This window comes from Treponema bryantii, from assembly GCF_036492245.1.
In the GTDB taxonomy this organism is placed as follows: Bacteria; Spirochaetota; Spirochaetia; order Treponematales; family Treponemataceae; genus Treponema_D; species Treponema_D bryantii_C.
Genome location: NZ_AP025286.1, coordinates 2,815,592 through 2,841,310, shown reverse-complemented (window position 1 = coordinate 2,841,310; position 25,719 = coordinate 2,815,592). Strand labels below are relative to the sequence as shown.

General features: G+C 38.6%; 26 protein-coding genes. 13 read left to right on the top strand and 13 right to left on the bottom strand.

Annotation, left to right across the window (positions count from 1 at the left end; genetic code table 11):
- Positions 1-18 precede the first annotated feature (18 nt).
- The 8 genes from AABJ44_RS12560 to AABJ44_RS12525 all read left to right on the top strand — a co-directional run bounded on the left by AABJ44_RS12560 (position 19) and on the right by AABJ44_RS12525 (position 10,326).
- Complete coding sequence (locus tag AABJ44_RS12560; RefSeq protein WP_338369398.1) at positions 19-1,413, top strand: ABC transporter substrate-binding protein; 1,395 nt, start codon at positions 19-21, stop codon at positions 1,411-1,413.
- A 90-nt stretch (positions 1,414-1,503) separates the two neighbouring features.
- Positions 1,504-2,421, top strand: coding sequence for a carbohydrate ABC transporter permease (locus tag AABJ44_RS12555; RefSeq protein ID WP_338369396.1), 918 nt, complete (start codon positions 1,504-1,506; stop codon positions 2,419-2,421).
- A complete protein-coding gene (locus tag AABJ44_RS12550; RefSeq protein ID WP_338369395.1) occupies positions 2,418-3,266 on the top strand; it encodes a carbohydrate ABC transporter permease in 849 nt (282 codons plus the stop codon). The genes AABJ44_RS12555 and AABJ44_RS12550 overlap by 4 nt, the downstream gene beginning before the upstream one ends.
- Before the next feature lie 123 nt (positions 3,267-3,389).
- Complete coding sequence (locus AABJ44_RS12545) at positions 3,390-4,796, top strand: ATP-dependent 6-phosphofructokinase (protein WP_338369393.1); 1,407 nt, start codon at positions 3,390-3,392, stop codon at positions 4,794-4,796.
- Between the two features lie 102 nt (positions 4,797-4,898).
- Positions 4,899-5,996, top strand: a complete 1,098-nt coding sequence (locus AABJ44_RS12540; RefSeq protein ID WP_338369392.1) for a family 8 glycosyl hydrolase — start codon at positions 4,899-4,901, stop codon at positions 5,994-5,996.
- Between the two features lie 95 nt (positions 5,997-6,091).
- Complete coding sequence (locus AABJ44_RS12535) at positions 6,092-8,941, top strand: glycosyl hydrolase 115 family protein (RefSeq protein WP_338369390.1); 2,850 nt, start codon at positions 6,092-6,094, stop codon at positions 8,939-8,941.
- An 88-nt stretch (positions 8,942-9,029) separates the two neighbouring features.
- Positions 9,030-9,605, top strand: a complete 576-nt coding sequence (locus AABJ44_RS12530) for a hypothetical protein (RefSeq protein ID WP_338369389.1) — start codon at positions 9,030-9,032, stop codon at positions 9,603-9,605.
- Positions 9,606-9,735: 130 nt separating this feature from the next.
- The gene (locus AABJ44_RS12525) at positions 9,736-10,326 is read left to right on the top strand and encodes a J domain-containing protein (protein ID WP_338369388.1); all 591 of its coding nucleotides are present in this window, start codon (positions 9,736-9,738) and stop codon (positions 10,324-10,326) included.
- Positions 10,327-10,377: 51 nt separating this feature from the next.
- Here AABJ44_RS12525 and tyrS read toward each other — a convergent pair whose 3' ends face one another.
- The gene (tyrS, locus tag AABJ44_RS12520; RefSeq protein WP_338369387.1) at positions 10,378-11,610 is read right to left on the bottom strand and encodes a tyrosine--tRNA ligase; all 1,233 of its coding nucleotides are present in this window, start codon (positions 11,608-11,610) and stop codon (positions 10,378-10,380) included.
- Between the two features lie 343 nt (positions 11,611-11,953).
- Positions 11,954-12,172, bottom strand: a complete 219-nt coding sequence (infA, locus tag AABJ44_RS12515; protein WP_074642006.1) for a translation initiation factor IF-1 — start codon at positions 12,170-12,172, stop codon at positions 11,954-11,956.
- Between the two features lie 145 nt (positions 12,173-12,317).
- Here infA and AABJ44_RS12510 point away from each other — a divergent pair, with 145 nt between their 5' ends.
- Positions 12,318-12,674, top strand: coding sequence for a TraR/DksA family transcriptional regulator (locus AABJ44_RS12510; RefSeq protein WP_074642008.1), 357 nt, complete (start codon positions 12,318-12,320; stop codon positions 12,672-12,674).
- A gap of 1 nt (position 12,675) precedes the next feature.
- On the opposite strand, the gene AABJ44_RS12505 is transcribed toward AABJ44_RS12510, so the two are convergent.
- Positions 12,676-13,560 (bottom strand): histidinol-phosphatase, encoded by an 885-nt coding sequence (locus AABJ44_RS12505; RefSeq protein ID WP_338369385.1) that lies wholly within the window; start codon positions 13,558-13,560, stop codon positions 12,676-12,678.
- A gap of 3 nt (positions 13,561-13,563) precedes the next feature.
- Positions 13,564-14,814, bottom strand: a complete 1,251-nt coding sequence (locus AABJ44_RS12500) for a response regulator (protein ID WP_338369384.1) — start codon at positions 14,812-14,814, stop codon at positions 13,564-13,566.
- Positions 14,815-14,921: 107 nt separating this feature from the next.
- Between AABJ44_RS12500 and AABJ44_RS12495 the strand changes: the two genes are divergently transcribed.
- Positions 14,922-15,548 (top strand): hypothetical protein, encoded by a 627-nt coding sequence (locus AABJ44_RS12495; protein WP_338369383.1) that lies wholly within the window; start codon positions 14,922-14,924, stop codon positions 15,546-15,548.
- A gap of 88 nt (positions 15,549-15,636) precedes the next feature.
- Positions 15,637-17,262 carry a chaperonin GroEL gene (groL, locus tag AABJ44_RS12490; protein ID WP_338369382.1) on the top strand — a complete coding sequence of 542 codons (1,626 nt, stop codon included), beginning with the start codon at positions 15,637-15,639 and terminating at the stop codon, positions 17,260-17,262.
- 37 nt (positions 17,263-17,299) lie between these two features.
- On the opposite strand, the gene AABJ44_RS12485 is transcribed toward groL, so the two are convergent.
- From AABJ44_RS12485 to hisG, 8 genes are all read right to left on the bottom strand, one after another.
- Entirely contained in the window at positions 17,300-18,010 is a 711-nt protein-coding gene (locus tag AABJ44_RS12485) for a hypothetical protein (protein ID WP_338369381.1), read from the bottom strand.
- 8 nt (positions 18,011-18,018) lie between these two features.
- A complete protein-coding gene (locus AABJ44_RS12480) occupies positions 18,019-19,206 on the bottom strand; it encodes a DUF8086 family protein (RefSeq protein WP_338369380.1) in 1,188 nt (395 codons plus the stop codon).
- The gene (locus tag AABJ44_RS12475) at positions 19,203-20,069 is read right to left on the bottom strand and encodes a hypothetical protein (protein ID WP_338369379.1); all 867 of its coding nucleotides are present in this window, start codon (positions 20,067-20,069) and stop codon (positions 19,203-19,205) included. The genes AABJ44_RS12480 and AABJ44_RS12475 overlap by 4 nt, the downstream gene beginning before the upstream one ends.
- Before the next feature lie 76 nt (positions 20,070-20,145).
- Positions 20,146-20,595, bottom strand: coding sequence for a ribonuclease HI (gene rnhA / locus AABJ44_RS12470; protein WP_338369377.1), 450 nt, complete (start codon positions 20,593-20,595; stop codon positions 20,146-20,148).
- The gene (locus AABJ44_RS12465) at positions 20,595-21,254 is read right to left on the bottom strand and encodes an SGNH/GDSL hydrolase family protein (protein ID WP_338369375.1); all 660 of its coding nucleotides are present in this window, start codon (positions 21,252-21,254) and stop codon (positions 20,595-20,597) included. The genes rnhA and AABJ44_RS12465 overlap by 1 nt, the downstream gene beginning before the upstream one ends.
- Before the next feature lie 23 nt (positions 21,255-21,277).
- Positions 21,278-21,892 carry an imidazoleglycerol-phosphate dehydratase HisB gene (hisB, locus tag AABJ44_RS12460; RefSeq protein ID WP_338369373.1) on the bottom strand — a complete coding sequence of 205 codons (615 nt, stop codon included), beginning with the start codon at positions 21,890-21,892 and terminating at the stop codon, positions 21,278-21,280.
- 42 nt (positions 21,893-21,934) lie between these two features.
- Complete coding sequence (locus AABJ44_RS12455) at positions 21,935-22,330, bottom strand: GxxExxY protein (protein ID WP_338369371.1); 396 nt, start codon at positions 22,328-22,330, stop codon at positions 21,935-21,937.
- A 68-nt stretch (positions 22,331-22,398) separates the two neighbouring features.
- A complete protein-coding gene (gene hisG / locus AABJ44_RS12450) occupies positions 22,399-23,271 on the bottom strand; it encodes an ATP phosphoribosyltransferase (protein ID WP_074642025.1) in 873 nt (290 codons plus the stop codon).
- A 128-nt stretch (positions 23,272-23,399) separates the two neighbouring features.
- On the opposite strand from hisG, the gene AABJ44_RS12445 reads away from it, so the two are divergent.
- Entirely contained in the window at positions 23,400-24,833 is a 1,434-nt protein-coding gene (locus AABJ44_RS12445; protein ID WP_338369370.1) for an HD-GYP domain-containing protein, read from the top strand.
- On the top strand, positions 24,830-25,321 hold the full coding sequence (locus AABJ44_RS12440) for a DUF456 domain-containing protein (protein ID WP_083379762.1): 492 nt from the start codon (positions 24,830-24,832) through the stop codon (positions 25,319-25,321). The genes AABJ44_RS12445 and AABJ44_RS12440 overlap by 4 nt, the downstream gene beginning before the upstream one ends.
- 64 nt (positions 25,322-25,385) lie before the next feature.
- On the opposite strand, the gene AABJ44_RS12435 is transcribed toward AABJ44_RS12440, so the two are convergent.
- The gene (locus AABJ44_RS12435; RefSeq protein WP_074642029.1) at positions 25,386-25,544 is read right to left on the bottom strand and encodes a rubredoxin; all 159 of its coding nucleotides are present in this window, start codon (positions 25,542-25,544) and stop codon (positions 25,386-25,388) included.
- Positions 25,545-25,719: the final 175 nt, after the last annotated feature.

Genomic DNA, 25,719 nt, shown 5'->3' with positions numbered 1-25,719 from the left:
TATTAGGAGGATATTTTAATGAAAAAGTTAGTTAAAGTTGTGTCAGCTATTATGGCTGTGACATTTGTTTTATGGTTTTCTGGATGTTCAAAAAAAAGTCCTTCCTCTAGTAGTAATGAAGGAAAATCATTTAAGTATGCAGATGTTGAGCTTGGTAAAACGGGTTCTGATATTTCGGCTACATTAAAATTGCTGACTCATCGAACCGATATGCTTCAGGATTCGTATTCTGGTGTGACATTTGCAAAATATCTTGCAGAATTCAATAAGCTTTATCCCAACATCAAAGTAGAAATTGAAGGCATTACTGATTATGCAAGTACAGCACTTCTACGTTTGCAGGGTGGTGATTGGGGCGACATTATGATGATTCCTGCAATAGATAAAAAAGAACTCAAGAATTACTTTGTTTCTTTTGGTGACCTTGCAACTATGGAAAAGCAGATTAAGTTTGCTACAAACTGGGAATATGAGAAGGAAGTTTATGGAGTTCCTTCAACAGGAAATGCTCAGGGTGTTCTTTATAACAAAAAAGTGTTTAAGCAGGCAGGAATCACTCAGCTTCCAAAAACAACTGAAGAATTTATTGCAGATCTTAAGTTAATCAAAGAAAAAACAAATGCTATTCCTCTTTACACAAATTATGCTGCAGGCTGGACAATGGGTGCCTGGGATGCTTATGTTGGTGGTTCAGCGACAGGTGATGCAGACTACATGAATAATGTTCTTCTTCACACAAAGAATCCATTTAAGAATTATGGTGATGGTACTCATGCTTATGCAGTTTATAAGGTTCTCTATGATGCAGCTGCCAGTAAATACATTGAGAATGATTATACCACTACAGACTGGGAAGGTTGTAAGGGTATGATTAACCGTGGAGAAATCGGAACTATGGTGCTTGGTTCATGGGCATTTACTCAGATGCAGGGTGCTGGTCCTAATCCTGATGATATTGGATATATGTCTTTCCCAATCACAATTAATGGTAAACAGTATGCATCAGCTGGTCCAGATTACTGTTTTGGTATTAATGCTAAGGCTTCTGAGAATAACAGAAATGCTGCTATGATTTTTGTAAAGTGGTTTACAGAAAAGTCTGGATTTGCTTATAACGAAGGCGGTATTCCTATTGCAGCTGGTGACAATAATTATCCTGCAGCTTATGCAGCCTTCTCTGAAAATAATGTTGCGTTTGTATCAGATAATCCTGCGGTAGATGGAGAATCAGATTTATTCAATACACTTAACTCTGAGTCAGAACTTAATATTAATGCTGGTGGAAATCTTAAGGTTCAGCAGATTATTGAACATGCTGCAAACAAAACAAAAACCTTTGATGCCATTATGGATGAATGGAATAAGGCCTGGTCTGATGCTCAGGTAAGCGAAGGAGTTGAAATTAAATACTAATTCTTTTGTAAAAAGTAAACATAACTAAAAGAAAACTGGACTGCAGTGGTTTTAGCGATGACTGCTGCAGTCCTCCTTCTGGGAAATATTATGAAAAAAATTCTAATAAATATGCGTTATTCAAAATGGCTTGTCATTTCTGCCTTTATTACAATTCCGCTGCTTCTTCTTTTTACTTTTACTTATCTGCCTTTTGGCGAAATGGTATCCTACAGCTTTTATAAAATGAAATATATTGGAGAACGGACTTTTGTAGGACTTAAAAACTATAAGGATTTATTTACAAGAGATGATATTTTTAATTCTTTGAAGATTTCTCTCTATTATATGGCCGGTTCTGTTGTTCAGCTTGTTTTTGCTCTTTTACTGGCGACTCTGCTTAGTTTTAAAACTAAACTTGGAAATTTGTTTAAGGGAATTCTATTTTTCCCATTTCTGATAAATGGTATTGCAATCGGTTTTATTTTTAAATTCTTCTTTACACATGGTTTTGTTTTGGATACTGTTCTTGGCTGGATAGGATTTCCATTGGAAAGTCTTCCTTACTGGCTTAAAACTCAGGGGCTTAATAATGTTTCTCTGGTAGGAACTTCAATCTGGAGATATCTTGGTCAAAATATGGTTCTTTTTATTGGGGCTATTATGTCGGTTGATGCAGAACTTTATGAGGCTGCTGAATTGGATGGAGCTTCAAAGGTTCAGCAATTCTTCCATATAATACTTCCAAGTATTAAAACAATTGTAACTCTTAATATCATTCTTTCTATTACAGGTTCTCTTAGTGCTTTTGAGCCACCTTTTGTAATTACAAAAGGTGCGAATGGAACGGGAACTTTCTTTATCATAATGGATCAGGTTGCACATACGAGCCAAAAAGTTGGACTCGCATCTGCTATGGCTGTATTCCTTTTACTCATCATTTTTATTGTGACTATTATTCAGAAGCTGGTACTTAAATATGCATTTCGTAATGCAGATACAGGAAACGGAAAGGGGGATATTATATGATGATTAATGAAAAAGCAAAATATCAATCAATTATTCAACAGTTTTTGAAATATTTTGTCCTTGCTTTTTTTGCCTTCTGGACTATTCTTCCTTTGGTTTCATGTATCATTACTTCTCTTAAGAATGCAGACGAATACCAGTCTACGTCTGTAATGGTATTGCCAAAGCTTTTATATTTTAGAAATTTTCTTGATGCTTTTAAGCTTGCAAATATGGGCAGGGCTTTTCTTAATTCACTGATTGTTCTTGTGTTTGTTCTTGCAGGTTCAATCCTTATTAGTTCCCAGCTGGCTTATATATTAAACCGATTCCGTTTTCCGGGAAATAAGTTGATTCGTCGTTTATTTCTTTTTGCCACTCTTTTGCCAGGAGTTGCCATGCAGGTTTCGGTTTATTCGATTATGGGAAAACTGGGATTAATAAATCATCTTTATGGCTATATCATTATGATGATGGGAACAGATGTTATTTCCATCTATATATTTATTCAATTTATGGAAAATATTTCTGTTTCACTGGATGAGTCTGCAATTATTGACGGAGCATCTTATTTTAAAATTTACTGGAGTATTATTCTTCCTCTGCTTAAGCCAGCTACGGTAACAAGCCTAATTTTGAAAGGTGTTAGTTGTTATAATGAATATTATTGTGCGAATCTTTATCTGCAGGATTTAAAGATTCGTACGGTTGCAATTTCCTTATATACATTTACTGGGCCACTGGGAAATAAATATAATCTTATTTGCGCAGGAGTAATTATTTCTATGGTACCGGCATTTATTGTGTTTATAATATGCCAGAAACAAATATATTCAGGAATTACAAGCGGGGCTGTTAAGGGGTAGTAATTTATATAGACAGTAGTGTGAAGTTGAGTTTTAATTCATTTCATTTATATAGTTAGATTAAGTATTGAAAAAAACACGTATAAATTATATTCTATTTTAACTATTCTTTTGAGGTGTGTTATGTCTGAAGAAAAATTCGATTTCACAATTGATAATCTGGGACCTTGTACTATTCCGTCTCCGATTAAGCTTTCTACTGTTCACGGTGACTACACTGCTAACTATGTAAGCGACGATTCTTATGTTATTTCTAACGTAAACGTTTTCGATAAAACTAAACCTGTTGTGCTTGATTCATCTAATCTTATGGAGAAGGCTGGTCCTCGTGAGAAGATTTATTTTGATCCTACTCACGCTAAGGCTGGTATCTGTACTTGTGGTGGTCTCTGCCCAGGTTTGAACGATGTTATCCGTGCTATTGTTCGCTGTTTGAATACACGCTACGGTGTTAAGACTATTAAGGGATATCAGTACGGTTTCCGCGGATTCTTCCCTGAGAGCGGCTATGAGCCACTTGAGCTTGACCGCTATCTTATTGACGAAATCCACAAGATTGGTGGTACATACCTCGGAACTAGCCGTGGTGGCGGTCAGCGCGTTGGTGAAATTGTAGACTGTATTGAACGCGACGGTATCAACATGCTTTTCATTCTTGGTGGTGATGGTACTCAGCGCGGTTCTTATGATATCGCATGCGAAGTTGAAAAACGTGGTCTTAAGTGCGCTGTTGTTGGTGTTCCTAAGACTGTAGATAATGACCTTATGTTTATTGACCGTTCTTTCGGTTTTGAAACTGCTGTTCAGCGCGCTAAGGAAACTGTTGCTGCTGTTCACATGGAAGCAGCTTCTCAGATCAATGGTATTGGTCTTGTAAAGCTTATGGGACGCGAGGCTGGTTTTATTGCCGCTGCTGCAGCTCTTTCAAGCCACGAGACTAACTTCTGTCTTATTCCTGAAGTTCCTTTTGAAATGGAAGGTGAGAACGGCTTCCTTGCTTGTCTTGAGCGCCGTCTTGCTAAGCGTGGTCACGCTGTAATCGTTGTTTCTGAAGGTGCTGGTCAGGATCTTCTTCAGGCTACTGGTGCTACTGATGCTTCTGGAAACAAGAAGCTTTCTGACATTGGTGTATTCTTGAAGAGCGAAATTGAAAAATACTTCAAGGCTAAGAATATCGAAATCAACCTTAAATATATCGATCCTTCATATCAGGTTCGTGCTTCTGTTACAACTGCAAGTGACTCTATTTACTGTGAGCGTCTTGGTAACAATGCGGTTCACGCTGCTATGGCCGGAAAGACAAAGTGTGTAATTGGTCTTGTTCATGACAAGTTCGTTCACCTTCCAATTAAGGCTGTAACTGCTCATCGTAACGCTGTTGATCCTGAAGGATCTCTCTGGCGCGATACTCTGGATGCTACTGGACAGCCAATTCTTATGGTTAATGATAAGGATAAGGCCCTCGAAAAGATGGCTGCTGCTGTTGCTGGTGCTAAGTCTAAGCCAAGCGAACAGAAAAAAGCAAAATAGTTAAAGTCACCCCGAACTCGTTTCGGGGTCTTTTTTTTCTATATAGATAATAAGAATTTCCCTTTATGGACGGCCGGACTTTTCGGGTATATGCTTTTAATTATGAAAAGTATATTGGAAGAATTCGGCTTTTCTAAATTTGATATAGAAAACCGTGTAATTGAATGCTGGAATAATATTTTTGACCAGAAGAATCCAAATCATTTTTATTTTGAAGCAGAAGACAATACCGGCTATATGGAAGATACCGGTAATGATGACGCACGTACTGAAGGTATGTCTTATGGCATGATGATGGCCGTACAGATGAACCGTAAGGATATTTTTGACCGGATCTGGAAATGGTCGAAAAAGAATATGTATATGGAAACTGGACCTAATGCAGGATATTTCTGCTGGTCTAACAAACCTGACGGCACTAAAAATGCTGATGGTCCGGCTCCGGATGGTGAAGAATATTTTGCAATGGCTCTTTTCTTTGCTGCACGCCGCTGGGGTAATGGTGAAGGTATCTTCAATTATACTGAAGAGGGACGTTCTATTCTTCGTGTTGCCATTCATAGTGAAAATAAAATGTGGTTTGAAGAAAATCACCACATCCGTTTTGTTCCAAACTGTCCGTTTACAGACCCTTCTTACCACCTTCCTCATTTCTATGAGCTTTTTGCTGAATATGCTGATCCTTGTGATAAGGATTACTGGAAGGCTGCTGCAAAAGCCAGTCGAAAATATCTTGTGAAGGCATGTCATCCGGAAACAGGTCTTGCTTCTGAATATGCAAATGATGATGGTGAACCGCTTCCTCCTAAGTATCACGGAACTTTCTTTAGTGATTCTTACCGCGTTGCTGCAAATGTTGGTCTTGATGCACTGTGGTTTGGCGGTAATGCAGCACTTTCTAAGATTGCGGCTAATATAATCAATTTCTTTGATGGTAAGGAAGCTGATGATCTTAAAGATTATCTGATTGATGGAACTGAATTGAAGAAAAACGCAAGGCATCCTATCGGTTTAATTGCTACTGTGGCCGAGGCTGCGGCGGCGGTTAAGAGTGATGATAAAGAATCCAGAGCTGCTGCTGAACGTGCGGTTAGACGTCTGTGGAATACACCGATGCGCACTGGCCGCCGCCGCTACTACGATAACTGTCTGTATTTTTTTGCAATTCTGGCATTAAGTGGTAAATATTTGGTATACTAGTGTGTAACCTTGTGATATAATATTACTTGTGTTATTGCCCGGCTCGCAAAAGTTTTGCTGCGAATAGACCGGGCATTATTATTTTAGAGGTATATATGTTAAAAATTGATGGAAGGAATGTTTTTGTTTTTGATGAATGTGAATATTCCGGTGTAAAAAAAATTGCTTGCAAAGTCTGTCTTGATGTGGAGAGGGTGACAGGAAAAAAGCCTTCTCTATCGGTGGGTGATGGCGATGTATATTTTGCAACACTCGGGAAGTCTCCACTCGCAGAAAAACTTGCTGAAGAACACAGACTTTCTGCAGAATTCTCAAAAATCACAGGTAAACGCGAATCTTACATTTTTGCTGTTCGTAACGATAAATTGATTATTATCGGTAGTGACAAGCGCGGTACTATTTACGGACTTTTTCATCTTTCGGAGCTTATGGGAGTATCTCCTCTTGTTGACTGGGCTGGTGTGCTTCCTTCTCACCGCGAAGCTGTAGAGCTGGAAGAAGGTGTAACTGTTTCAAAAGAGCCTTCTGTAAAGTTCCGTGGTTTCTTCATTAATGACGAATGGCCTGCTTACGGTAATTTTACAAATCATAACTTTGGCGGTTTTAATGCCAAAATGTACGAGCATATTTTTGAGCTGCTACTTCGCTTAAAAGGAAACTATCTCTGGCCGGCTATGTGGTCTGCACAGTTCAGTTTAGACGGTCCAGGACTTGCAAATGCCGAACTTGCAGATGAAATGGGTGTAATTATGGGAGCAAGTCATCACGAACCTTGCTGTCGTAATGGTGAGGAATACCGTTATGTTCGTGGTCCTGATTCAATTTATGGTGATGCCTGGAACTTCTGGAAAAACAGAGAAGGAATCACAAAGTTCTGGGAAGACGGCTTAAAGCGCAACGGTAAGTTTGAAAACGTTATTACTGTTGGTATGCGTGGTGAATCTGATACTGCTATCATGCAGAATGCTACTCTTGCGGATAATATCAATCTTCTTCGCGATGTTATAAAAACTCAAAACCGCCTTATCCGGGAAAATGTAAATGAAGATATAATGAAAGTTCCTCGTATGCTGGCTCTCTACAAAGAGGTTGAGCCATATTTCTATGGTGATAAGCACACAAAGGGGCTTATGGATGATCCTGAGCTTGAGGGTGTAACTCTTATGCTCTGCGATGATAATCATGGAAATCTCCGTACTGTTCCAACAGAACATATGCGTTCTCATAACGGCGGCTATGGTATGTATTATCATTTTGATTATCATGGTTCGCCTTATAGCTACGAATGGTTTAATACAAACTATCTGCAAAAAGTTAAAGAGCAGATGACTGCGGCTTATGAGTTTGGTATCCGTGAACTTTGGATTGTTAATATGGGAGATGTTCTTACAAATGAATTCCCTCTTTCATATTTCTTAAATCTTGCTTATGACTACGAGACTTACAGTAAGCCTGAGTTTACAACTGTTGAATATACCCGTCAGTGGGTTAATGCCCAGTTCAATTATTTTAATGATGAACAGAAAGCAGAGGTTGCTGATATCCTTATTAATGCAACAAAGATAGCTAATATGCGCCGTACAGAGTGCATTCAGCCGGATACTTTTGCAGCAGAAAACTTTAGTGAAGGAAACCGAATGCTTACTGCTGCAAACAATTTGATTTCACGTACAGAAGCCCTGCTAAAAGCAGTCCCTGCAGAACAGGAGGCTGGCTTTTACAGTCAGGTTTATCTCCCTGTTTGTGGTGACCTGAATGTTCTAAGAATGCAGCTTTACAGTGGAAAGAACCGTTTCTTTGCAGAACGTAATGCACTTGTTGCAAATAATTATGCAGATAAAATGAAGGAATGTTTTGCCTACGATATGGCTATCGTTGATGCCTGTGATAAGGTAGGAGGCGGACGCTTCTATGGAATGGGATGGTCTGAGCACTTCGGTTTCCGTAACTGGTGTGAGGCTAATAACCAGTATCCGGTTTATATGTATGTTGAACCTACACGAAAAAAGCGTGCTGTAGTATGGGTAGAAGGCAGTTCATTCTATACAACAGGTCAGGATTGGACTATACGAGACCTTCAGCTTACAGCCTTCAGAAATCCTGATGTGAATGAAGCCTGTGTAAAGATTGCCTGCTGTAATTCTGAAGGTATTGAACTTAATACTTCTACAGAATGTAACTGGCTGTCGTTTACTGTTGAGCATGATGTTGAAAAACTGACTGCAGACGGTAAGAGTGGACTTAATACAATCAAAATTAAAATTGACCGCGAAAAACTTTCTGCTTCCGCTGATAAAAAAGCAATAGTCAAAATAGAAGGAAATGACGGTCATGGAGCCCGTATTCTTGTAAATATTCATGTTGATGCTTCTGTTCCTGACTGTAATTTCCCTGCAGGTACTTTTGTTCAGACTGAAGATTATATCAGTATTGAAGCACCTCATTTTGTTCGTTCTGCTGATTTTGATGTTCTGGATGGATATGGTAAAACACTTGGTGCTGTAAAGGCTAAAGCTGTTACAGAAAGTTTTGCTCCAGGCTCTGATGCAGCTCCATTTGTAGAGTATGCTTTTGCTTTGGATAAGGATTTTGCTGAAAAAACAGGTGGACTTATGGCATTTGATTTTTATCTGAATCCTTCAAATCCTGCTTATAAAGATAATAAACTGCAGTTTGTCGCTGAGATAAATGGTGAAAAATTTTTGAAGGATGTAGTAGATTCAGAAAAGTTTGCTGTAGGTGATAATCAGGAACCATGGAGTACAGATATTACAAATCATATTCGTATTGCAACTGTTTATGCTGATTGCCATGCAGGTCTGAATTCTCTTAAGGTAAGTCCTGTGACTCCAAATATTGTTCTTGAGAAGATTGTTATTCATGAGGCAAACAAAGCTATGCCTAAGTCTTATCTTGGTGCGCCTGAAACTTTCTTCTTAAAATAATATTATTGGACATTTTCATTAAGTCAGTATAAACTTAACGGGAATTCAGTTTTTATACCGATAATTGAATTATACGAGGAGGTGTATTATGAAAAAATTGCTTTTGTGTATTATTCTGTGTGCAGCATTTATACCATCACTCTTTGCAAATTCAGATGATTTTGATGAGCCAAAATCAGAAAAGATTTTTGCTGTTGTGCCAGGTGTAAGAATATCCATTCTGGGGCTTGAACCAACTATTGGATTTAATATCTATAATCTGGATGCTGAACTTGGTGTTGCTATTTCTACTGGTTTTACTGGTGAAGGATTTGGAGTTGCTCCTGCAATTTCTGTAGGTTATTGTACAAATCCTTTTGATAAAGGTCCGGTAGCAACCTTTGGTTTAGAGTATTTAATTCTAACTTCTTCTTATGTTAATCTTTTGAATAAGGTTGCTGATGAAGCGGCTTATATGGATATTCCGGCGATTCATACACTATCTTTATATTACCGTGGAGGCTTTAATTTCAATAATGTGTTTGGGCTGACATGGCGGGTTAGACTTCCATTGTTTATGGGAGGTGGGGGAGAATACTTTAATATTACAAACTATCAGGGAGCATTAATTTGTACCCTTGCAGGCATTTGTACTATTTCTGTTGGTGTTAAATTCACAATTTAATAGTATTTTCTGGTTGATATGATCTGAAAAAGAGACAGCCTTTTAAGGTTGTCTCTTTTTTTGTTTCAAATTTTAATGGTTCTGCGATTTTTGCCTTGTAACGTATGAAGTTTTTTATTATTTTATAAGTATGAGCAACTATTATGAGATACTAGGCGTTTCTAAAAATGCTACAGCTGATGAAATTAAAAAGGCGTATAGAACTCTTGCATTTAAATACCATCCGGATAGAAATCCAGGAAATACTGCTGCAGAAGAAAAATTCAAGCAGATAAGTGCTGCTTATGATGTTCTTGGAGACGAAGCAAAACGTCGTAATTATGATCTTGGTGGTTATTCCTCAGAAAATGCTTACAGCAACAGTTCTACTCAACAGCAGTATCAGAGACAATATCAGTATACTTATTCAAATCCTTTTGGTGATGATAATTTCTGGGAATGGTTTAATGGTGCTCAGAGACGCAGCTATAATCAGCAGGCTCAGAATTCAAGAGGAAATTATTCTCAATATAATTATTCACATGATGAAGAAAATCAGACCAGAAGTTCATATTTTTCAAACTTTGTTTTAAAGGTACTTCAAACTTTAGTTGGTATGATGTTCTTTAGATTTTCATGGTTTATTATACCATTCGGCCCGATTATCTGTATTGGTGTGATTGTTAATGGTATAACTGGAATAATAAGATCTTTGAAAGGATTATTTAAGACATCCAGATAATCCCCAGTACAATAAAAAAAGGTTGCGAATTTCGCAACCTTTTTTTAAGAACTAGATAAGTCCTATATAATACTTCTTTTTACCTCTTCTGAAGATAATTATCTTTCCTTCAAGTGCCATATCTTTAGTGATAATCTTTGTTTCATCATTTACAGTTTCACCATTGATAGAGATAGCATTATTCTTTATGAATTCGCGTGCTTCGCGTTTTGAACTTGCCATACCGTTGTTTACGAGTACGTCTACGAGTGGAAGTTCTTCCTTAAAGTCAAAGTTTGGAACTCCCTTAAGTCCCATCAAAATATCATTTACAGAAAGGCCTTTGAACTCGCCTTTGAAGAGCTTTTCAGAAACCATAACTGCATTGTCTGCTTCTTCTTTTCCGTGGAGGTCTTTAACAACTTCCCATGCAAGAGTTTTCTGTGCAATACGGGTTTCTGGAGCAGCCTGCTGCTGAGCGTAAACTTCTTCAATCTGTTCCTTTGCAAGGAATGTGAACACCTTGAGGTAATCAAGAACCAGGTTATCATCAGCGTTGATGAGGTACTGGTAGATTGCGTATGGAGAAGTTTTGTCCTTGTTGAGCCAGAGAGCATTTCCTTCTGACTTACCGAACTTCTTTCCTGTTGCGTCAAGAATCAGTGGCATTGTGAAGGCATATGCCTGTCCGTCGAGCATTTTGCGGATAAGGTCTACACCAGTTGTGATGTTTCCCCACTGGTCAGAACCTGCAACCTGCATGATACATTTCTTTTCCTGGAAGAGGTGAACAAAGTCAAAGCCCTGGAGAAGCATGTATGAGAACTCTGCAAAGGTAATTCCAGTTTCAAGACGGCGGCGGATGATATCCTTGTCGAGCATGTAGTTCAGGCTGATATATTTACCAATGTCGCGAAGTGTGTCGAGGAATGAACGGTCTTTCCACCAGTCATAGTTATCTACGAGTTCTGCAGTTGGAACGAGGCGCTTAATCTGCTCTCGGATTCCACCGATATTTGCGTTTACAGCTTCTTCTGAAATAATTTCGCGTTCTGCTGTAGGGCGTGGGTCACCAATGCGGCCTGTGGCACCACCGCACAAAAGAACCGGGTGATGTCCTGCATTAGCGAGGCGTTTTGCCATACAAAGAGAAGAATAGTGGCCGAGGTGAAGGGAATCGGCAGTTGGGTCTGTTCCCCAGTAAAAAGCGAATGGAGCTCCGTCCAAAACTTTCTGCAAATCAGCTTCTTCGCCTGCAACGTCTTTAATAAGACCTCGCCATTTTAGATCTTCGAATAATGTCATAGTAGTATAATCTCCTTATTTACAAAATCGTGATATACGTCTGGTCAAGGCACGCTTCGCTTAAAGCCTTGACTCAGCCGTTTTGCAGGTTGATAAAAATATTATCAACCTGCAATAAAAAAAGGCTTTCCTTTTTACGGAAAGCCTTGTAATTACCTTAATCAGTAAAACACAATCACACTAGCGTGCTGTTTCCGCATAAGTAGAGAGAAAATCATAGCTATAATAAAGGTAAGCCAACGTAGAGGAATTGATTTTCTGTGCCCAACGGACAATGTGTTTCATAGTGTGTAAACCTTATCAGATATTGTTTTATCTGTCAACAAAGGCTGACAGCAGTTTATTAGCGCTCGCGGAAAACGATACGTCCCTTGTTCAAATCATATGGAGAAAGCTCAACTTTTACACTGTCGCCAGGAACGATTCTGATGTAGTGCTTTCTCATTTTTCCAGAAAGGTGTGCGAGAATAATGTGTCCGCCTTCAAGTTCTACGCGGAAAGTTGTGTTAGGAAGGGCCTCTTTTACTACGCCCTGTACTTCAATAGCTTCTTCTTTTGCCATAGGTTCCCTTTATAATAAAAATTTTAAAAAAAATCGCAAAAAAGAATTTGTCTTTTTGCCGATTTGCATTTATATTAGTTATTATATACAAAACAGCATAACTTGACAACACAAGTAAAAAATGGTTTTGGGAGGATTTATAAATATGGACAAAGCTTTTCTTAAAAAAATGAAGGAATATTTACTTGAACAGAGAAAAACTCTTCTTGCTTCATTAGCTGATCAGAGTGAAGATATGCGTGGCCTTATTAAAACCGTTGAATCTGGAGATGAAGCAGATGTTGCTGCTGATGTAATTGATAGAACTCTTCTTACTGCTCTTGGAACTCAGGATGCAAATAGACTTCAGCAGATTGACAGTGCTCTCGACAGAATCAATCAGGGAACTTACGGCCGCTGTGTAAAATGTGGTAAAGAAATTCCTCAGGAAAGACTTGAAGTTCTTCCTTATGCACTTATGTGTATTAACTGCGCAAGTGCACAGGAGAGAAAGAACCGCTAACCTATAGTTTAATAACAATGTTCTGTGGGTAAACTAGTTCTGAGTAGCCGGCGCGGCGGGCATTGTCTGCTGCGCGGTCAAAGGCTGCATCCAGATTACTTACAGTGTGGGCATCAGAATTGATACATACTGGTACCCCGTTATTATGTAAAAGTTCCAGAAAATACTGGGACGGATATGTATCATCCATATTACCGCGGGCAATTGCCCCGGTATTTATTTCTGTAATAACACCAGCCTTTGCAATAACCTTCGCAGTAGCTTTTAATTCATCTTTATACCAGGTATCTTCTTCATCAAAGAAATGTAAAACTGTATTTCTTATACGAATCAAATCTGAATGTGCAAGAATATCAAAGTTACCTTTCTGAAGCATTTCTCGTTCAGCTGCAAAATAATCACAAACTACCTGTTTTCCATCAATTGAGCCGTCAGCCTTTGTATAAAAGCGTTCGATATTTTCTTTTACTATTTCTGTTTTGTGATCAACTGTGAAAAAGCCTTTGTCTGTATTGATGTAATGCACGGCTCCAATCAGGTAATCTGGCGAGAACTCAGCGTATTTTGCTTTGTCTGGAATTGCAGTTCCATATATCGGAGAATCAAAATAATCAGCTTCAAAGCCAAGAAAAATCTTAATCTGATCTGCATATTTTGCTTTGAGGCGATTTATTTCCTCTGCATAGCTTTTTATGTTTTCAGAAGGAATGTGCCAGATACTGTCTACTGATTTATAAAAATCAGGATTTAACGGATGAAAACAATGACTTGAAAAGCCAAGCGCTGTAAAACCTTTTTCAATGGCTGAAATTACATGCTCTTCTGCGGTGTTTTTTCCATCGCAGAAAGTGCAATGAGTATGAAAATTAACTTTTTGTAAAGACACAACTTATTCCTTTGTTTTAAGAATTGAAAGACATTTCTGTATAAGAACATTTGGCTTTTGAGGTTTTACCAGATAGCTTGCAGCTCCGGCACTCAAAACCTTTACAATGATATCCTTCTGAAGACTCTGAGAATAAATAACAATTGGAGGCGAATGAGGCATTCCATGAAGTCTCTGTAAAAGAGAAAGCCCTGTCTGATCATTTAAAAGTACATCAAGCAGAATAAGATCAAACTTTCCATCGTCATAGTCATTTATGAATTCCTGACCTTTTGTATATGTAAAGCAGGCTGCACCGGCCTGTTCAAAATAATTCTTTGTGATTTCCAGGCTGGATTCATCGCTGTCAATAATTGCAATTGTAAGAACGGTTCCAGTTTCTTTAGGTTTTCCTGAATATTCAAGGCCATCTGAAGAAAAGCGTGTTGCAATAGATGCTGAATCTTCAGTTTCGTAAGAAGGGGTAAGGAAGCGGTTTGTAATAAGGTCTGAAATATCTGAAGTAACAGAGGTATCTACAAGGTCATTAAGAATTCTTGAAAGATTAGAAGAAATTTCTACGCCGGCATAATTTGTATGTCCGTTTACAAGTTCCTTTACAAAATTACTTAGAGAAAGAATCTTAACATTTTTTGCATGAATTTTTGAACTGGCAAGAACATTATCAATCAGGAATTCGAGGTTATAGCCGTCTACAAAAGTAAGCTCAAGGTTTGTAAGCATGATGATTACCTTAGGATTTTCCAGCTTTTCACGTTCAATCATTTCTGAAAGCTTAAACTGAAGAAGTGCTATCTTTTCACGGTTGAGTCCAAGTGCAAGTTCAATAAAGATAATATTATTATTTCGGTGAAGGTCCAGAATACAAGGTGTTGTATCCATTGAGAGTGGAACACGTACAACAAGGCCTATTGATTTAAAGAACATGTCAAACTGAACAGGTTTTTCAAAGTATTTAATTACACCGTATTTTGCATAGGCTGCGATATTTGAGCGATCCTGTTTTGGACCGGTAATGATGACAGGAATATCTGCACAGTTTGTATCGTGCATCTTCTTTTCAAGAAACTCCATTTCCATAGAGTTATCTTCTTCCATATCCAGAATAATCAGGTTTGGAAGTGAGGTAATAACCTTTGTATAAATATCGCGGTTTTCCTGGGTTGTAATAACTTCAATCTGGTCTTCCGAAAGCTTCTGTTTAAGAAAATCACGGAATAACGGATGACTGTCTGCAATCAATACCTTTTTCATACTTATATAATAACATAGATTTTTCTAAACGAAAAGTGAGATTTTTTTTGATTCATGTTATAATAAATTTGATTTTCGTGTAGGATATACTAACCATGAAACCGTTTGTGAAAAACATCCTTTTTTGTGTAATTGCAATACTTGGAGATCTTTTTACATCATTTATGGCTTATAAATTGCAGTTGCCATGTTTTCTTGATACAGAATTTGCTGTTGCAATAACACTTTATATGGGACTTATTCCCGGTCTTATAGTTGCTGCGAGTTTTAATCCGCTGATGATTGTCTTGCTGTGCCGATATACAGGTACTCCTTTTTCTTTTTATGATTGCCTTTATGCAATTTGTGGAATGCTGATTGTATTTGTTACCTGGTTATTTTCCAGAAATAAAAGAGAATTCCTGTACAGCCGTATTATGACTGTTTTATATCTTTTGATTATTGTTGTAGTCTCTTCTGTTTTCAGTTTTACATCTGCAAGTTTACTGGATACCTTTGTGCTTCCGCTTTTCCAGACTTCAACAGGCTTTTCTGCTTTTGATAATTTTTCAGAGGTTATGCGTCAGTTGAAAATGGGAACTTTCTTTTCATATCTGGTTCCCCGAATTCCTTTAACTGTAAATGACCGTCTTATCTGTACTTTCGCTGGCTTTGGACTTTACCGCCTGCTTGTAAAACTTGACGATTTTCAGTTTGCAAAGTTCCGACAGACTAATATTACAGCAGAAGAATAAGAATACGAATTTCCTTGCCGTTTGGCGGAAATTTCTATATTTTATACTATAAGATTAAATTTTAAACTAATAAAAGAGGTATATAGAAATGGCAAAACAGTTATTGTTTAGTGAAGATGCTAGAAAAAAGCTTTTGAGTGGCGTTGAGCAGATTTCAAAGGCTGTAAAAACAACACTTGGTCCTTGTGGACGTATGGTTATGATGGATAAGAAATACGGTTCACCAGTAATCACAAAGGACGGTGTATCTGTTGCTAAGGAAATTGAACTCCAGGATCCATATGAAAACATGGGAGCTCAGTTCGTTCGCGAAGTAGCAAGCAAAACTAACGATGATGCCGGTGATGGTACAACTACTGCAACTGTACTTTCTTACGCACTTGTTCGCGAAGGAATTAAATCTGTAGCTGCTGGTATGAGACCAATTGAAATTAAACGCGGTATGGATAAGGCTGTAAAGCTTGCCGTTGACGAAATCAAAAAGAATGCAAAGCCTGTAAAGGGTGCTGATGATATTACAAACATCGCTACAATTTCTGCAAACAACGATCCTGAAATTGGTAAGATGCTTGCTGACGCTATCGAAAAGGTAGGAAAAGACGGTGTTATTACTGTAGAAGAATCAAAGAACATGGAAATGACTGTTGATACAGTTGAAGGTATGCAGTTTGACCGCGGATACATTTCTTCTTACTTTGTAACAGACCGTGAGCGCATGGAAGCTGATTTTGATGACGCTTACGTTTTGATTTACGACAAAAAGATTTCTGCTATGAAAGATCTTCTCCCAATTCTTGAGAAGGTTGCAAATGCAGGTAAGGCTCTCGTAATCATCTGTGAAGATGTTGAAGGTGAAGCTCTTACAACTCTCGTTTTGAACACAATCCGTGGAACAATCAAAGTTTGTGCTGTTAAGGCTCCAGGCTTTGGTGACAGACGTAAGGATATGCTTCAGGATATCGCTATTTTGACAGGAGCTACTGTAGTATCAGAAGAAGTTGGTCTTAAACTTGAAACTTCTGGAACAGAAGTTCTTGGTAAGGCTAAGTCTATTAAGATTGACAAGGACAACACAACAATCGTTGGTGGTGCAGGATCTTCTAAGGCTATCAAAGACCGTGTTGCAGAAATCAAGACTGCTATCGAAAAGTCTACATCATCTTATGACAAGGAACAGCTCCAGAAGAGACTTGCTAAGCTCGCTGGTGGTGTTGCTGTAATCAACGTTGGTGCTAACACAGAAACAGAAATGAAGGAAATGAAGTTCCGCGTAGAAGATACAATTGCTGCTACACGTGCTGCTCTTGAAGAAGGTATCGTTTCTGGTGGTGGACTTGCACTCATCGAAGCTTCTAAGGCTTTGAACGAAATCCCAGCTGACCTTACAGAAGATGAAAAGGTTGGATTTAAGATTGTACGCCGCGCTCTCGAAGAGCCAATGCGCCAGATTGCAGAAAATGCTGGTCTTGACGGAAGCGTAATTGCAGAACGTGCTAAATCAGAAAAGAAGGGTATTGGTTACAATGCTCGTACTGGTGAATGGGTAAATATGCTTGAGGCCGGAATTATCGACCCAGCTAAGGTTACTTGTTCAGCTTTGAAGAACGCTGCATCTGTAGCAGGAACTCTCCTCACAACAGAATGTGCAATTACTGATATTCCTGAACCTAAGGCTCCTGCTGCCCCAGCTCCTGATATGGGCGGTATGTATTAGTAGATTGCTTCGCCTTCGGCTCGCAATGACGAAGGTGCTAACGGCAGATTTTAATACCTGCCGAAATAATCATTGCCTGTGCGGAACCGTCGCTTATGAGACCTCCCGCAGGCAGATAAATATTCAATGTTGGCCCCGCCTTTAGCTGCGGGGTCAAATTATATAGCCAGCTACCACCCAAAGTAAGGTAGAGCCAGCGCATATTTCCCCAGAAATAACTGTTTATCTTTTTTACATCACTGCCGGCACTTCCTGACCAGCCGGAATCTCCTTCCTTCACACCAGGTGAAAGAATCCCGAATCTCATGAAAATTCCAAGTCCTGCAGTAATTTGAAAATTGCTGTTGGAAAGATAAATTGAATAAACTGCCGGAATGTTCAGCATGAATGAAAGGGTTGTTGTAGTACGGTTTTCTATTTCAGCAGGCAGAGCCTTATCTTCATATAAAAGATGATGCATCATAAAAAAGCTTAAGGTTGGCTGAATGGCAAACACTGAATGTTCCGGCCAGAGAAAACCTACAGAAATAGGATAAACTACAGGAGAAGGTGCACTTACAAGTTTGCTTTCTGTATTTATATAAATGCCAGGTTCAAATTGAAGAACAAAATCTGCAGGTTGAATGGATTTTGCAGTTTCTTCTGAAGAAGAAATATCTGCCGGAATTTCTGACTCTTCTTGAGCAGAAATTGAAGACAGCAGAAATAAACTTGCAAAAATCAAAAGGATTTTTCTAATAGGTTTCACAAATACCTCTAAATCATTCTGCTGTAAAGGGTTCTTTCAAGATTTACCTGAAGGAAGCCGGCACGTCCTGTTTTATAGAACGAAGATTCTTCCCATGCTGCATAAAGAGTTGTTCCTGAAATTACAAAATCAGAATATATAAAACCTACAGGAAGCTTTGGAAGCCGAATTGCAACAGCTTTCCCACTGCGAAGAATATGTTTTCCTGGAAGTGCGCCCTCTAGGAAAAGAGTTCCATCTTCAAACAAAGCAGCGCTCCAGTTTGCAGAAAGAATAGCCTTTGCGTTAAGTTCTTTTTCTTTTGAGTTTGCTACTGTATTTTCATAAATACGAGGTGAACTGCCGCCTGCATTTTTTACTTCGATTATAAAAGGAAGTTTTGTATCAAAACCTGAAAGCAGTTTTTTAATTCTATCTGGAGCATCAGTATAATTGTGATGTACTCTGCAGCTTCTGAAAAAATCAGCATCGCATTCTTCAATATCAATCTTACCTTCTGCAGTTGAAGGTGAAAGGGCAAGAAGTGGGATTAAAGGTTTGAATCTGATATAAGAAAATTCATTTTTAATATCTGAAATAGTTTTTATACTGCAGCACCATTCAAGTCCATTCCAGTAAAAATCTGTTACTTCAGAGTTTGTTTTGTCTGTGATGTTATTACAGTTCAGAATAGGATATGAAATCTTTGCATGTGAATCAAACTGTAAAAGGAAAAGATGTGATGAACTGTCGTTCTTATAATCCGGTGCAAGAATTGTATCATTGAAAAAGGCACTTTTATAAACTGAGTAAACCGGAACATTGTTCAGAAAAACAAGATTTCCTGCAGTTCGGTCTGTAAATAAACTTGCATCCTGTGAAAGAGTAATTGCTTCATCATTAAAGGAAAGAATACCAAGGCGGTTTACGACAGCAAAGGCTTTTGATTCAGAATATTGTGTACATGCCTCGTTATTTGCAGAAGAGATTCTTATGCTTTCTGTCCAGGGCTTTTGAGCCTGCAGAGGTGCATTCTGCGGTCGGTCTACAAAATGGTAAGTATAGTTAGAAAAATAATACCATGCATGATTTGTTTTTGTGATTTCAACAGTGATTGTATTCTGAACTGGAATCTGAGCAGTTTTTTTCTTACAGCCACAGACAAAAAGAGAAACAGAGAAAATGGTGAACAATAATGCCAGTTTAAAAATTTTCATATATCTTCAATGTATATCGGCAGATAAATAAGCTCAAGTGATATATTTTTTGCGCTTTTACAGATGATGTAAAGTGCGTATTTATTGCCGTCGCCTATTATTATGGGGGAATTTTTCATAACAGTAAACTGATTTTTTTGCTCTATACAGAAATTTTCAGGAATAAAAGAGGAAAGAAGGGGAGAATCTGAGGCTATAAAAGAATTTTTAAGCTGATCGGTCGTTATAGAAAGTATTCCCGCAGGTGTAAGCAGAGAGGATTTAAAACTATGTGAACTGACAGCTTCAAGAACAGGCGACTCTGGAATAAGCCAGGGATTATAAAAGATTTCTGAGTCGCTATGGATTTTCTGTTCGATGGCTGTCTGTGCTTTTCTCCAATTAAAGGTGCTTATGAGATATTCAGTATCAATTTGAGACAATCCTTCTGCGTTACAGCGCTTAAAAAGTTTTTGCATAAGGTTTGCAAGGTATCCCTGTTCCCAATTTAATGTGGGCGTGGTGTTTGATGAGGAGTCTTCTGAAAAAGGATACATATAGCCGGCCGGCTTAAAATAGTCACTCTCGCTTCCGTCATAAAGCAGTGTTATCGGCTTTGCGGTTATGCAGAGTGGACGGTTCTTTTTGATTTGAACAGATATTTGTGATTGCGCTGAATAAAAATATTTCTGAAACCCGGCCCCGGCAATCTGGATGTACCAGCGGGAGAGTTGAGGATAGTGGTCAGTGTAACAGCCATCTGGAGGCCAGGCGGGTAAACTGATTTCCAGAGTTTCTTCCGCCGGTTGTGTCATTGCCTGTGAACAGGAACTGGTTGCGAGCACCAGAGTGAAAATCATAGTATAAAAAATCAAATTTCTCATACTATATAAATAGTATCAGATAGAACTTTTTAGGAAGTTTTTAGAGAGAAAAATGATTTTTTTTGAGATTTTACGGCTATTCGAATTTAGCGATTTCTGACTGACAAAGCTGATCACAGATTTCGTTGTATTCGATTCCTGCATGGCCTTTTACCCAGTTCCAGGTTACATTGAGACCAGCGTTGAGACTGTCGAGCTGTATCCACAGGTCCTGATTTTTTACAGGCTTTTTATCGGCAGTTTTCCAGCCCTTTGCTTTCCAGCTTTTTATCCAGGTGGTGATTCCGTTTTTTACATACTGACTGTCGATGTTTACAGTAACATGGCTGCCTGCAAAATCGGGAGTGTTGTGAACTACGGTGAGAGCTGTAATTGCTGCCATAAGTTCCATGCGGTTGTTTGTTGTCATTTTTTCACCGCCGGAAAGCTGCTTTGCAACTCCGTCTGCAATTACAACAATTCCCCAGCCACCAGGGCCAGGATTTCCGTGGCATCCGCCATCTGTGTATATAGTTATTTCTTTCATTAGAATTCCTTTTTTACTTCTGACAGGAATTTAATCCAGGCATCTGCAAGAAGTTCATAGCCTTTTTCATTCGGATGAATTCCGTCATAGCACATAAGTTCTTTGTGACCTTCAAAGATTTTCCATGGATCTAAGAACTGAACATTATTTTTATTTACAAAGTCTGCCTGTGCATTTTTATAGGCAAGCTGATTTTTACCGAGTGTTTCTGGAGTGCCACCGAGGAACTTCAGAATGTTTTCTTCATCCTGGCCCTTTATGATTGTTTTGAACCAGTCGTCGCATACATAAGGTATGAGTCCCATCATAAGAGGGGTTACCTTATTGGCGCGGCAGAGATTTACCATCTGAGAAAGGTTTTCCAGATACTCTGCCAATGGAACCTTTTGCACAAAAGTTCCCCAGTCATAGTCGCAGTCGTTTGAGCCGAACTCAATTATACAAAAATCTGCTTCTCCGCCTTTTTCAAAAAACTTCTGGAGTTTGAGGAGGCCCTTGCTTGTGATGTTGCCGTAGATTGAACGGTTATCCAGCTCGAATCCAAGCTTTTTCTGTGCAAGGGTAAGTGAATCATTCTCGGTTACGTCAAAGAGTTTTCCGGAACCGGGAATTGTGATTACGCCTTTTAGGATAGAATCGCCGAAGACTACGAGTTTCATGGGGACCTTCTGCGTTTTAAAGCTTAAACAATAACGCCTTTTGTGCTTGGAACTGTGCCGCCGCGGCGGGCATCTATTTCTGTTGCGCTGCGAATGGCGCGGCTTACAGCTTTAAAGCAGGCTTCAATTTTGTGGTGATCACTGCGTCCACGGATAACGTCGATGTGTAAGTTGCAGAGTGCAGCATTAGCAAAGCCCTGCCAGAAGTCTTCAAAGCAGTCTGTCTGGAAAGAACCTTCTTTGCCATTCTGTATGCTTACAAGCGGCATACCTGTGAGCTGTGAGTTGCAAACGAGGTAAGGACGTCCTCCAAAGTCTACTGCGGCCTGAGCGAGAGTTTCGTCCATAGGGTAAATAAAGAAACCGCTGCGAAAAATACCTGCACAGTCGCCGAGTGCTCTTTTGAAACATTCGCCGAGTACAATTCCGGTATCTTCAATTGTGTGGTGCTGGTCTACGTTGAGGTCGCCCTTGATTGTTCCGCTCAGATCAAAAAGTCCGTGCTTGCAGAAACTGCGGAGCATGTGGTCGAAAAATCCGATTGGGTTTTCAACATCGTATTTACCTGTACCGTCGAGGTTCAGGGTGAGTTCAATCTGTGTTTCACCGGTAGTTCTTTTTATAGTAGCAGTTCTCATATAAATAAATTCCTCACAGAGTACACAGAGCAAAAGAGGATATTAGTTTAGATATCCATTCATTACTCTGATTATTCCATTCTTTAATAATACTTCGTTAAAGTTTATAAGTAAACCACAAGGTTTATCAGCTAACTTTAAATAAGTCCCAAGTTGTTTTTTGAATAAATCTGAATTTTTTGATGCAGATTTCAATTCTAAAACGACTATATTTTCAACTAATAAATCGATTCTGTATGCTTCATCTGAAATTTTTTGACCATGAAAGATAACTTCAACAGGAACTTCTGATTCAACGTTAAGACCGTTTTCTTCCAGTGCAATCATTAGACATTTTTGATAAACCTTTTCAAGAAGTCCAGGTCCCAGTTCTTTATGTACTGAAATTGCAATTCCAATAATCTTTTCAGTTAATTCATCAAGTTCCTTTTTCGTCAAAAAAATCTTCCTCCGAAAAAACTGTTAAAATCCTCTGTGTCCTCTTTGGCTCTGTGAGGAATTTTATCTTAAAGCATTACCTTTCTAAGTTCATATTCAACGATGTCTGTGGCACCGAGGCTCTGGAGCTTTGGCAGGAGAGTTGGTACTTCAGACTTCTTAACTGCAATTTTGATTGCGTAGCCGTTGCCGCCGAAAAGTGGGGAAACGGTTGGACTCTTCATGCTTGGGATTCCCTTGATGAGGGTGTCGAACTTGTCTTCTGCGCAGTTCATTTCGAGCATTACGCGGTTGCGTGCGTTCAAAACTGTTTCGAAGAGCATTTTGAGCTCCATGATTTTCTGCTTCTTTGCAGGATCTTCCATTGCAGCCTTGCTTGCATACATTCTTGTAGAAGATTCCATAAGAGTGTCTACAATCTTGAGGCGGTTTGCTTTGAGTGAAGAACCTGTTGAAGTGTTGTCGATAAGAATCTGTGCGATTGAATCATCTGTGTCCTGAACGAAACCTTCTGAAGTTCCCCAGGTGCGGAAGATTGTTCCGTCGATTTTTTTGTTTTCAACCCATTTGCGGCTCAGAACCTGATATTCTGTTGCAATTGTAACCTGTCCTTTAAGAAGCTTGTCAAAATCGCGTGCTTCAGGAATTGCAGCTACAATGCGTACAGGGTCAAAGCCCAGATCCATAATTTCTACAACGTCGTTTTCTACCTGATTTTCATAAACCCAGTCTTTTCCAGAAAATCCAACATCTGCCTTGTTATTTGCAAGAAGAAGGCTTGTAATCTGTGGCTTTACTACCTGGAATGCGAGGTCTTCCTGATTTGTTGTCGGGAAGTATGTGCGGTCAGGAAGATGGATTGAAATACCTACGTCACTTAAAAGTTCATAAACTGACTCGTAGATGCGGCCTTTAGCCAATAAGATTTTTAGTTTGTCCATTTTCCATTCTCCTGTGTGCGAAGCTTTTTTAGCATCACCACTTTTTTTTAGTATAACTTAAGTATATAGAAGTATTTAGGTTAATTCAAGAATTTGCTAAATCAATACCCACATGTTATACTTTTCTTATGCCGATTACCGAAGAAGACTCATTTTTTACAGAGAATATTGTAAATATCAATAAGAAAATCTATACAATTCTTTTTTGCGCTCTTATAGTTCCAATTTCATTTGTTGTTCTTACTTATGTGGGTGTATGGTATGTACCAACACCTTATGCGTTTATGATTTTGATATACACTCTGGTAATGGCTTTTACGTGCTTTATACTGAATAAAACCTGGAATAAGAAACTTCAGTATGTTTCCATGTACCTTGGACTTTTAGCTATTTCCGGATTTGTGTTCCTGCTGGGTATGAAAGGTGTAATTGTTCTTACTATTTCATGGGCTTTTGCTCCGTTTATCAGCTGTCTTTATTATAACCGCAAGCTTACTCGAATCACTACAACTATCAATTTTTTTCTTACAATAATTGCTTATTGGCTTCGTTCTTCGGCTGTAACTCTGGTTCTCAGCGGTGTAAAAACTCAGGAGCGCTGGTTTATAGAAAATGTTCCTGGTGTAATTGTTGAATTTATATTTGTTTTTCTGGTTACTGACTTGCTTTCAAAGAGAACTTATGAAACATTCCGTCGTCTTATGTCTATAAATGCAGATAAAGATTGTGCTTATAAACGCCTGAATGAAAAAACTCTTGAGCAGTTTAATACTAATAAAGAACTTCAGGAAAAGAATGAGTACATTGAAAAGCTGAATAACGAACTAAAATCACGTAACGTAAATCTTAATGAAAATCAGCATAAGATTATTGAATTTGTTGGCGGCAGTTTTGGTGCTTTTGATATATTTGGAGTTACTCATAATTATCATACCGGCAAGTATGTTCAGGAAATCTGTAAGCAGTTGAGGTCAAATGGCTATTATGCGCAGGAGTTAACTGATGCAAAGATAGATGAGTTTATGTTAGCAGCCCTTTTACATGATGCTGGTAAAATCAGGATTCCTCAGGATATTGTAAATAAGTTTGGAAAGTATACTGATGAAGAATATGAAATTATGAAAACTCATCCAATGGAAGGTAGAAAGATTCTTGAAGGTATGCCTCCTATAGATGATGGAACTTTTAATGTAACGGCAAAAGAAATGGCACTTTATCATCATGAAAGATGGGACGGAAGCGGTTATCCATATGGGGTTACCGGAGATACAATTCCTCTTTGTGCACGGATTCTTGGGGCAGCTGATGTTCTTGATGCTCTGATTAGTCCGAGATTATATAAAGAACCTATGTCTATTGCTGATGCTGTTAAGGTTTTTGAAGCGGAGAAGGGTAAAGCTTTTGAACCTTGTATTGCAGATGCGGTAGTGAGTTTGAAAGATGAGATTATCAAAATAGACCGCGACTTTAAAACCTTTGAGGGCGCAAAATTTGATGATGAACTTGCAAGATGGAAAAAATACCATCCTGAATTAAAAAACTTTGGGAAGGCAGGAAAATGAGTACTGGAATTAGTGTAATTTTATGTATTGTTGCAGGAGTTTTACTTCTGGTCGGTTTTTTGGGAACTTTTGTGCCGGTTCTTCCTGGTGCACCGCTTGCCTGGGCAGGGCTGCTGGCGGCTTATTTTTCTGAATACAATTCGATTTCGCTTTTGTGTCTTGTGATAACGGGAATTATTGCGGTTGTTGTTTCAATTGCTGATAATTTCTTCCCGGTTACGATGACTAAGAAATTTGGCGGCAGTAAATATGCTACTACGGGAGCTACAATTGGTCTTATCGTAGGATTCTTTACAGGCCCATGGGGAATTATTCTTGGTCCTTTCTTTGGTGCTTTGATTGGTGAGTTTATTAATAAAGAGGGCAGAAGCGAAGGTGTGTTTAAGGCTGCCTTTGGTGCTTTTATGGGATTTCTGCTTGGTACGGGCCTTAAGATGATTACAGTACTTGGCTTTATCTGGGTATTTGTAATTAGCTTTTTCCGATAAAAAAAGAGCGTTTCTTTCGAAACGCTCTTTCCCCCTAATTTATATAAATCAAAAAGATTTATTTCTATTCTATGATGAACTTGTCTTTTCCAGCACCACATTCAGGACACTTATAATCAGCTGGTACATCAGCCCATGCTGTTCCTGGGGCTACATTGTTCTTTGGATCGCCTTCGTCTTTATCGTAAACGTGTCCGCAGTTATCGCATTGCATTCTTTCCATGTCTCCACCTCATCTAACAAGTTTTATATTTATAAATTATAACACCGAATTTCTAAATGTAAAGAAAAATAGATGAGATTTTCCACTTTTATTTTTCAACTTTATCCTTTATAATTTTCTTAACTATTTATAAAAGATCCTGAAGTATGTTCAGGATGACGTTAGAGGTAAAAAC

Coding starts and splice junctions, on each gene's coding strand:
- AABJ44_RS12445 (WP_338369370.1), top strand. CDS start 23,400: ATGCCGATTACCGAAGAAGACTCATTTTTTACAGAGAATATTGTAAAT.
- AABJ44_RS12530 (WP_338369389.1), top strand. CDS start 9,030: ATGAAAAAATTGCTTTTGTGTATTATTCTGTGTGCAGCATTTATACCA.
- tyrS (WP_338369387.1), bottom strand. CDS start 11,610: ATGACATTATTCGAAGATCTAAAATGGCGAGGTCTTATTAAAGACGTT.
- hisG (WP_074642025.1), bottom strand. CDS start 23,271: ATGGACAAACTAAAAATCTTATTGGCTAAAGGCCGCATCTACGAGTCA.
- rnhA (WP_338369377.1), bottom strand. CDS start 20,595: ATGAAAGAAATAACTATATACACAGATGGCGGATGCCACGGAAATCCT.
- AABJ44_RS12555 (WP_338369396.1), top strand. CDS start 1,504: ATGAAAAAAATTCTAATAAATATGCGTTATTCAAAATGGCTTGTCATT.
- AABJ44_RS12510 (WP_074642008.1), top strand. CDS start 12,318: ATGGACAAAGCTTTTCTTAAAAAAATGAAGGAATATTTACTTGAACAG.
- infA (WP_074642006.1), bottom strand. CDS start 12,172: ATGGCAAAAGAAGAAGCTATTGAAGTACAGGGCGTAGTAAAAGAGGCC.
- AABJ44_RS12465 (WP_338369375.1), bottom strand. CDS start 21,254: ATGAAACTCGTAGTCTTCGGCGATTCTATCCTAAAAGGCGTAATCACA.
- groL (WP_338369382.1), top strand. CDS start 15,637: ATGGCAAAACAGTTATTGTTTAGTGAAGATGCTAGAAAAAAGCTTTTG.
- AABJ44_RS12435 (WP_074642029.1), bottom strand. CDS start 25,544: ATGGAAAGAATGCAATGCGATAACTGCGGACACGTTTACGATAAAGAC.
- AABJ44_RS12525 (WP_338369388.1), top strand. CDS start 9,736: ATGAGCAACTATTATGAGATACTAGGCGTTTCTAAAAATGCTACAGCT.
- AABJ44_RS12475 (WP_338369379.1), bottom strand. CDS start 20,069: ATGAGAAATTTGATTTTTTATACTATGATTTTCACTCTGGTGCTCGCA.
- AABJ44_RS12535 (WP_338369390.1), top strand. CDS start 6,092: ATGTTAAAAATTGATGGAAGGAATGTTTTTGTTTTTGATGAATGTGAA.
- AABJ44_RS12500 (WP_338369384.1), bottom strand. CDS start 14,814: ATGAAAAAGGTATTGATTGCAGACAGTCATCCGTTATTCCGTGATTTT.
- AABJ44_RS12545 (WP_338369393.1), top strand. CDS start 3,390: ATGTCTGAAGAAAAATTCGATTTCACAATTGATAATCTGGGACCTTGT.
- AABJ44_RS12550 (WP_338369395.1), top strand. CDS start 2,418: ATGATGATTAATGAAAAAGCAAAATATCAATCAATTATTCAACAGTTT.
- AABJ44_RS12540 (WP_338369392.1), top strand. CDS start 4,899: ATGAAAAGTATATTGGAAGAATTCGGCTTTTCTAAATTTGATATAGAA.
- hisB (WP_338369373.1), bottom strand. CDS start 21,892: ATGAGAACTGCTACTATAAAAAGAACTACCGGTGAAACACAGATTGAA.
- AABJ44_RS12480 (WP_338369380.1), bottom strand. CDS start 19,206: ATGAAAATTTTTAAACTGGCATTATTGTTCACCATTTTCTCTGTTTCT.
- AABJ44_RS12560 (WP_338369398.1), top strand. CDS start 19: ATGAAAAAGTTAGTTAAAGTTGTGTCAGCTATTATGGCTGTGACATTT.
- AABJ44_RS12440 (WP_083379762.1), top strand. CDS start 24,830: ATGAGTACTGGAATTAGTGTAATTTTATGTATTGTTGCAGGAGTTTTA.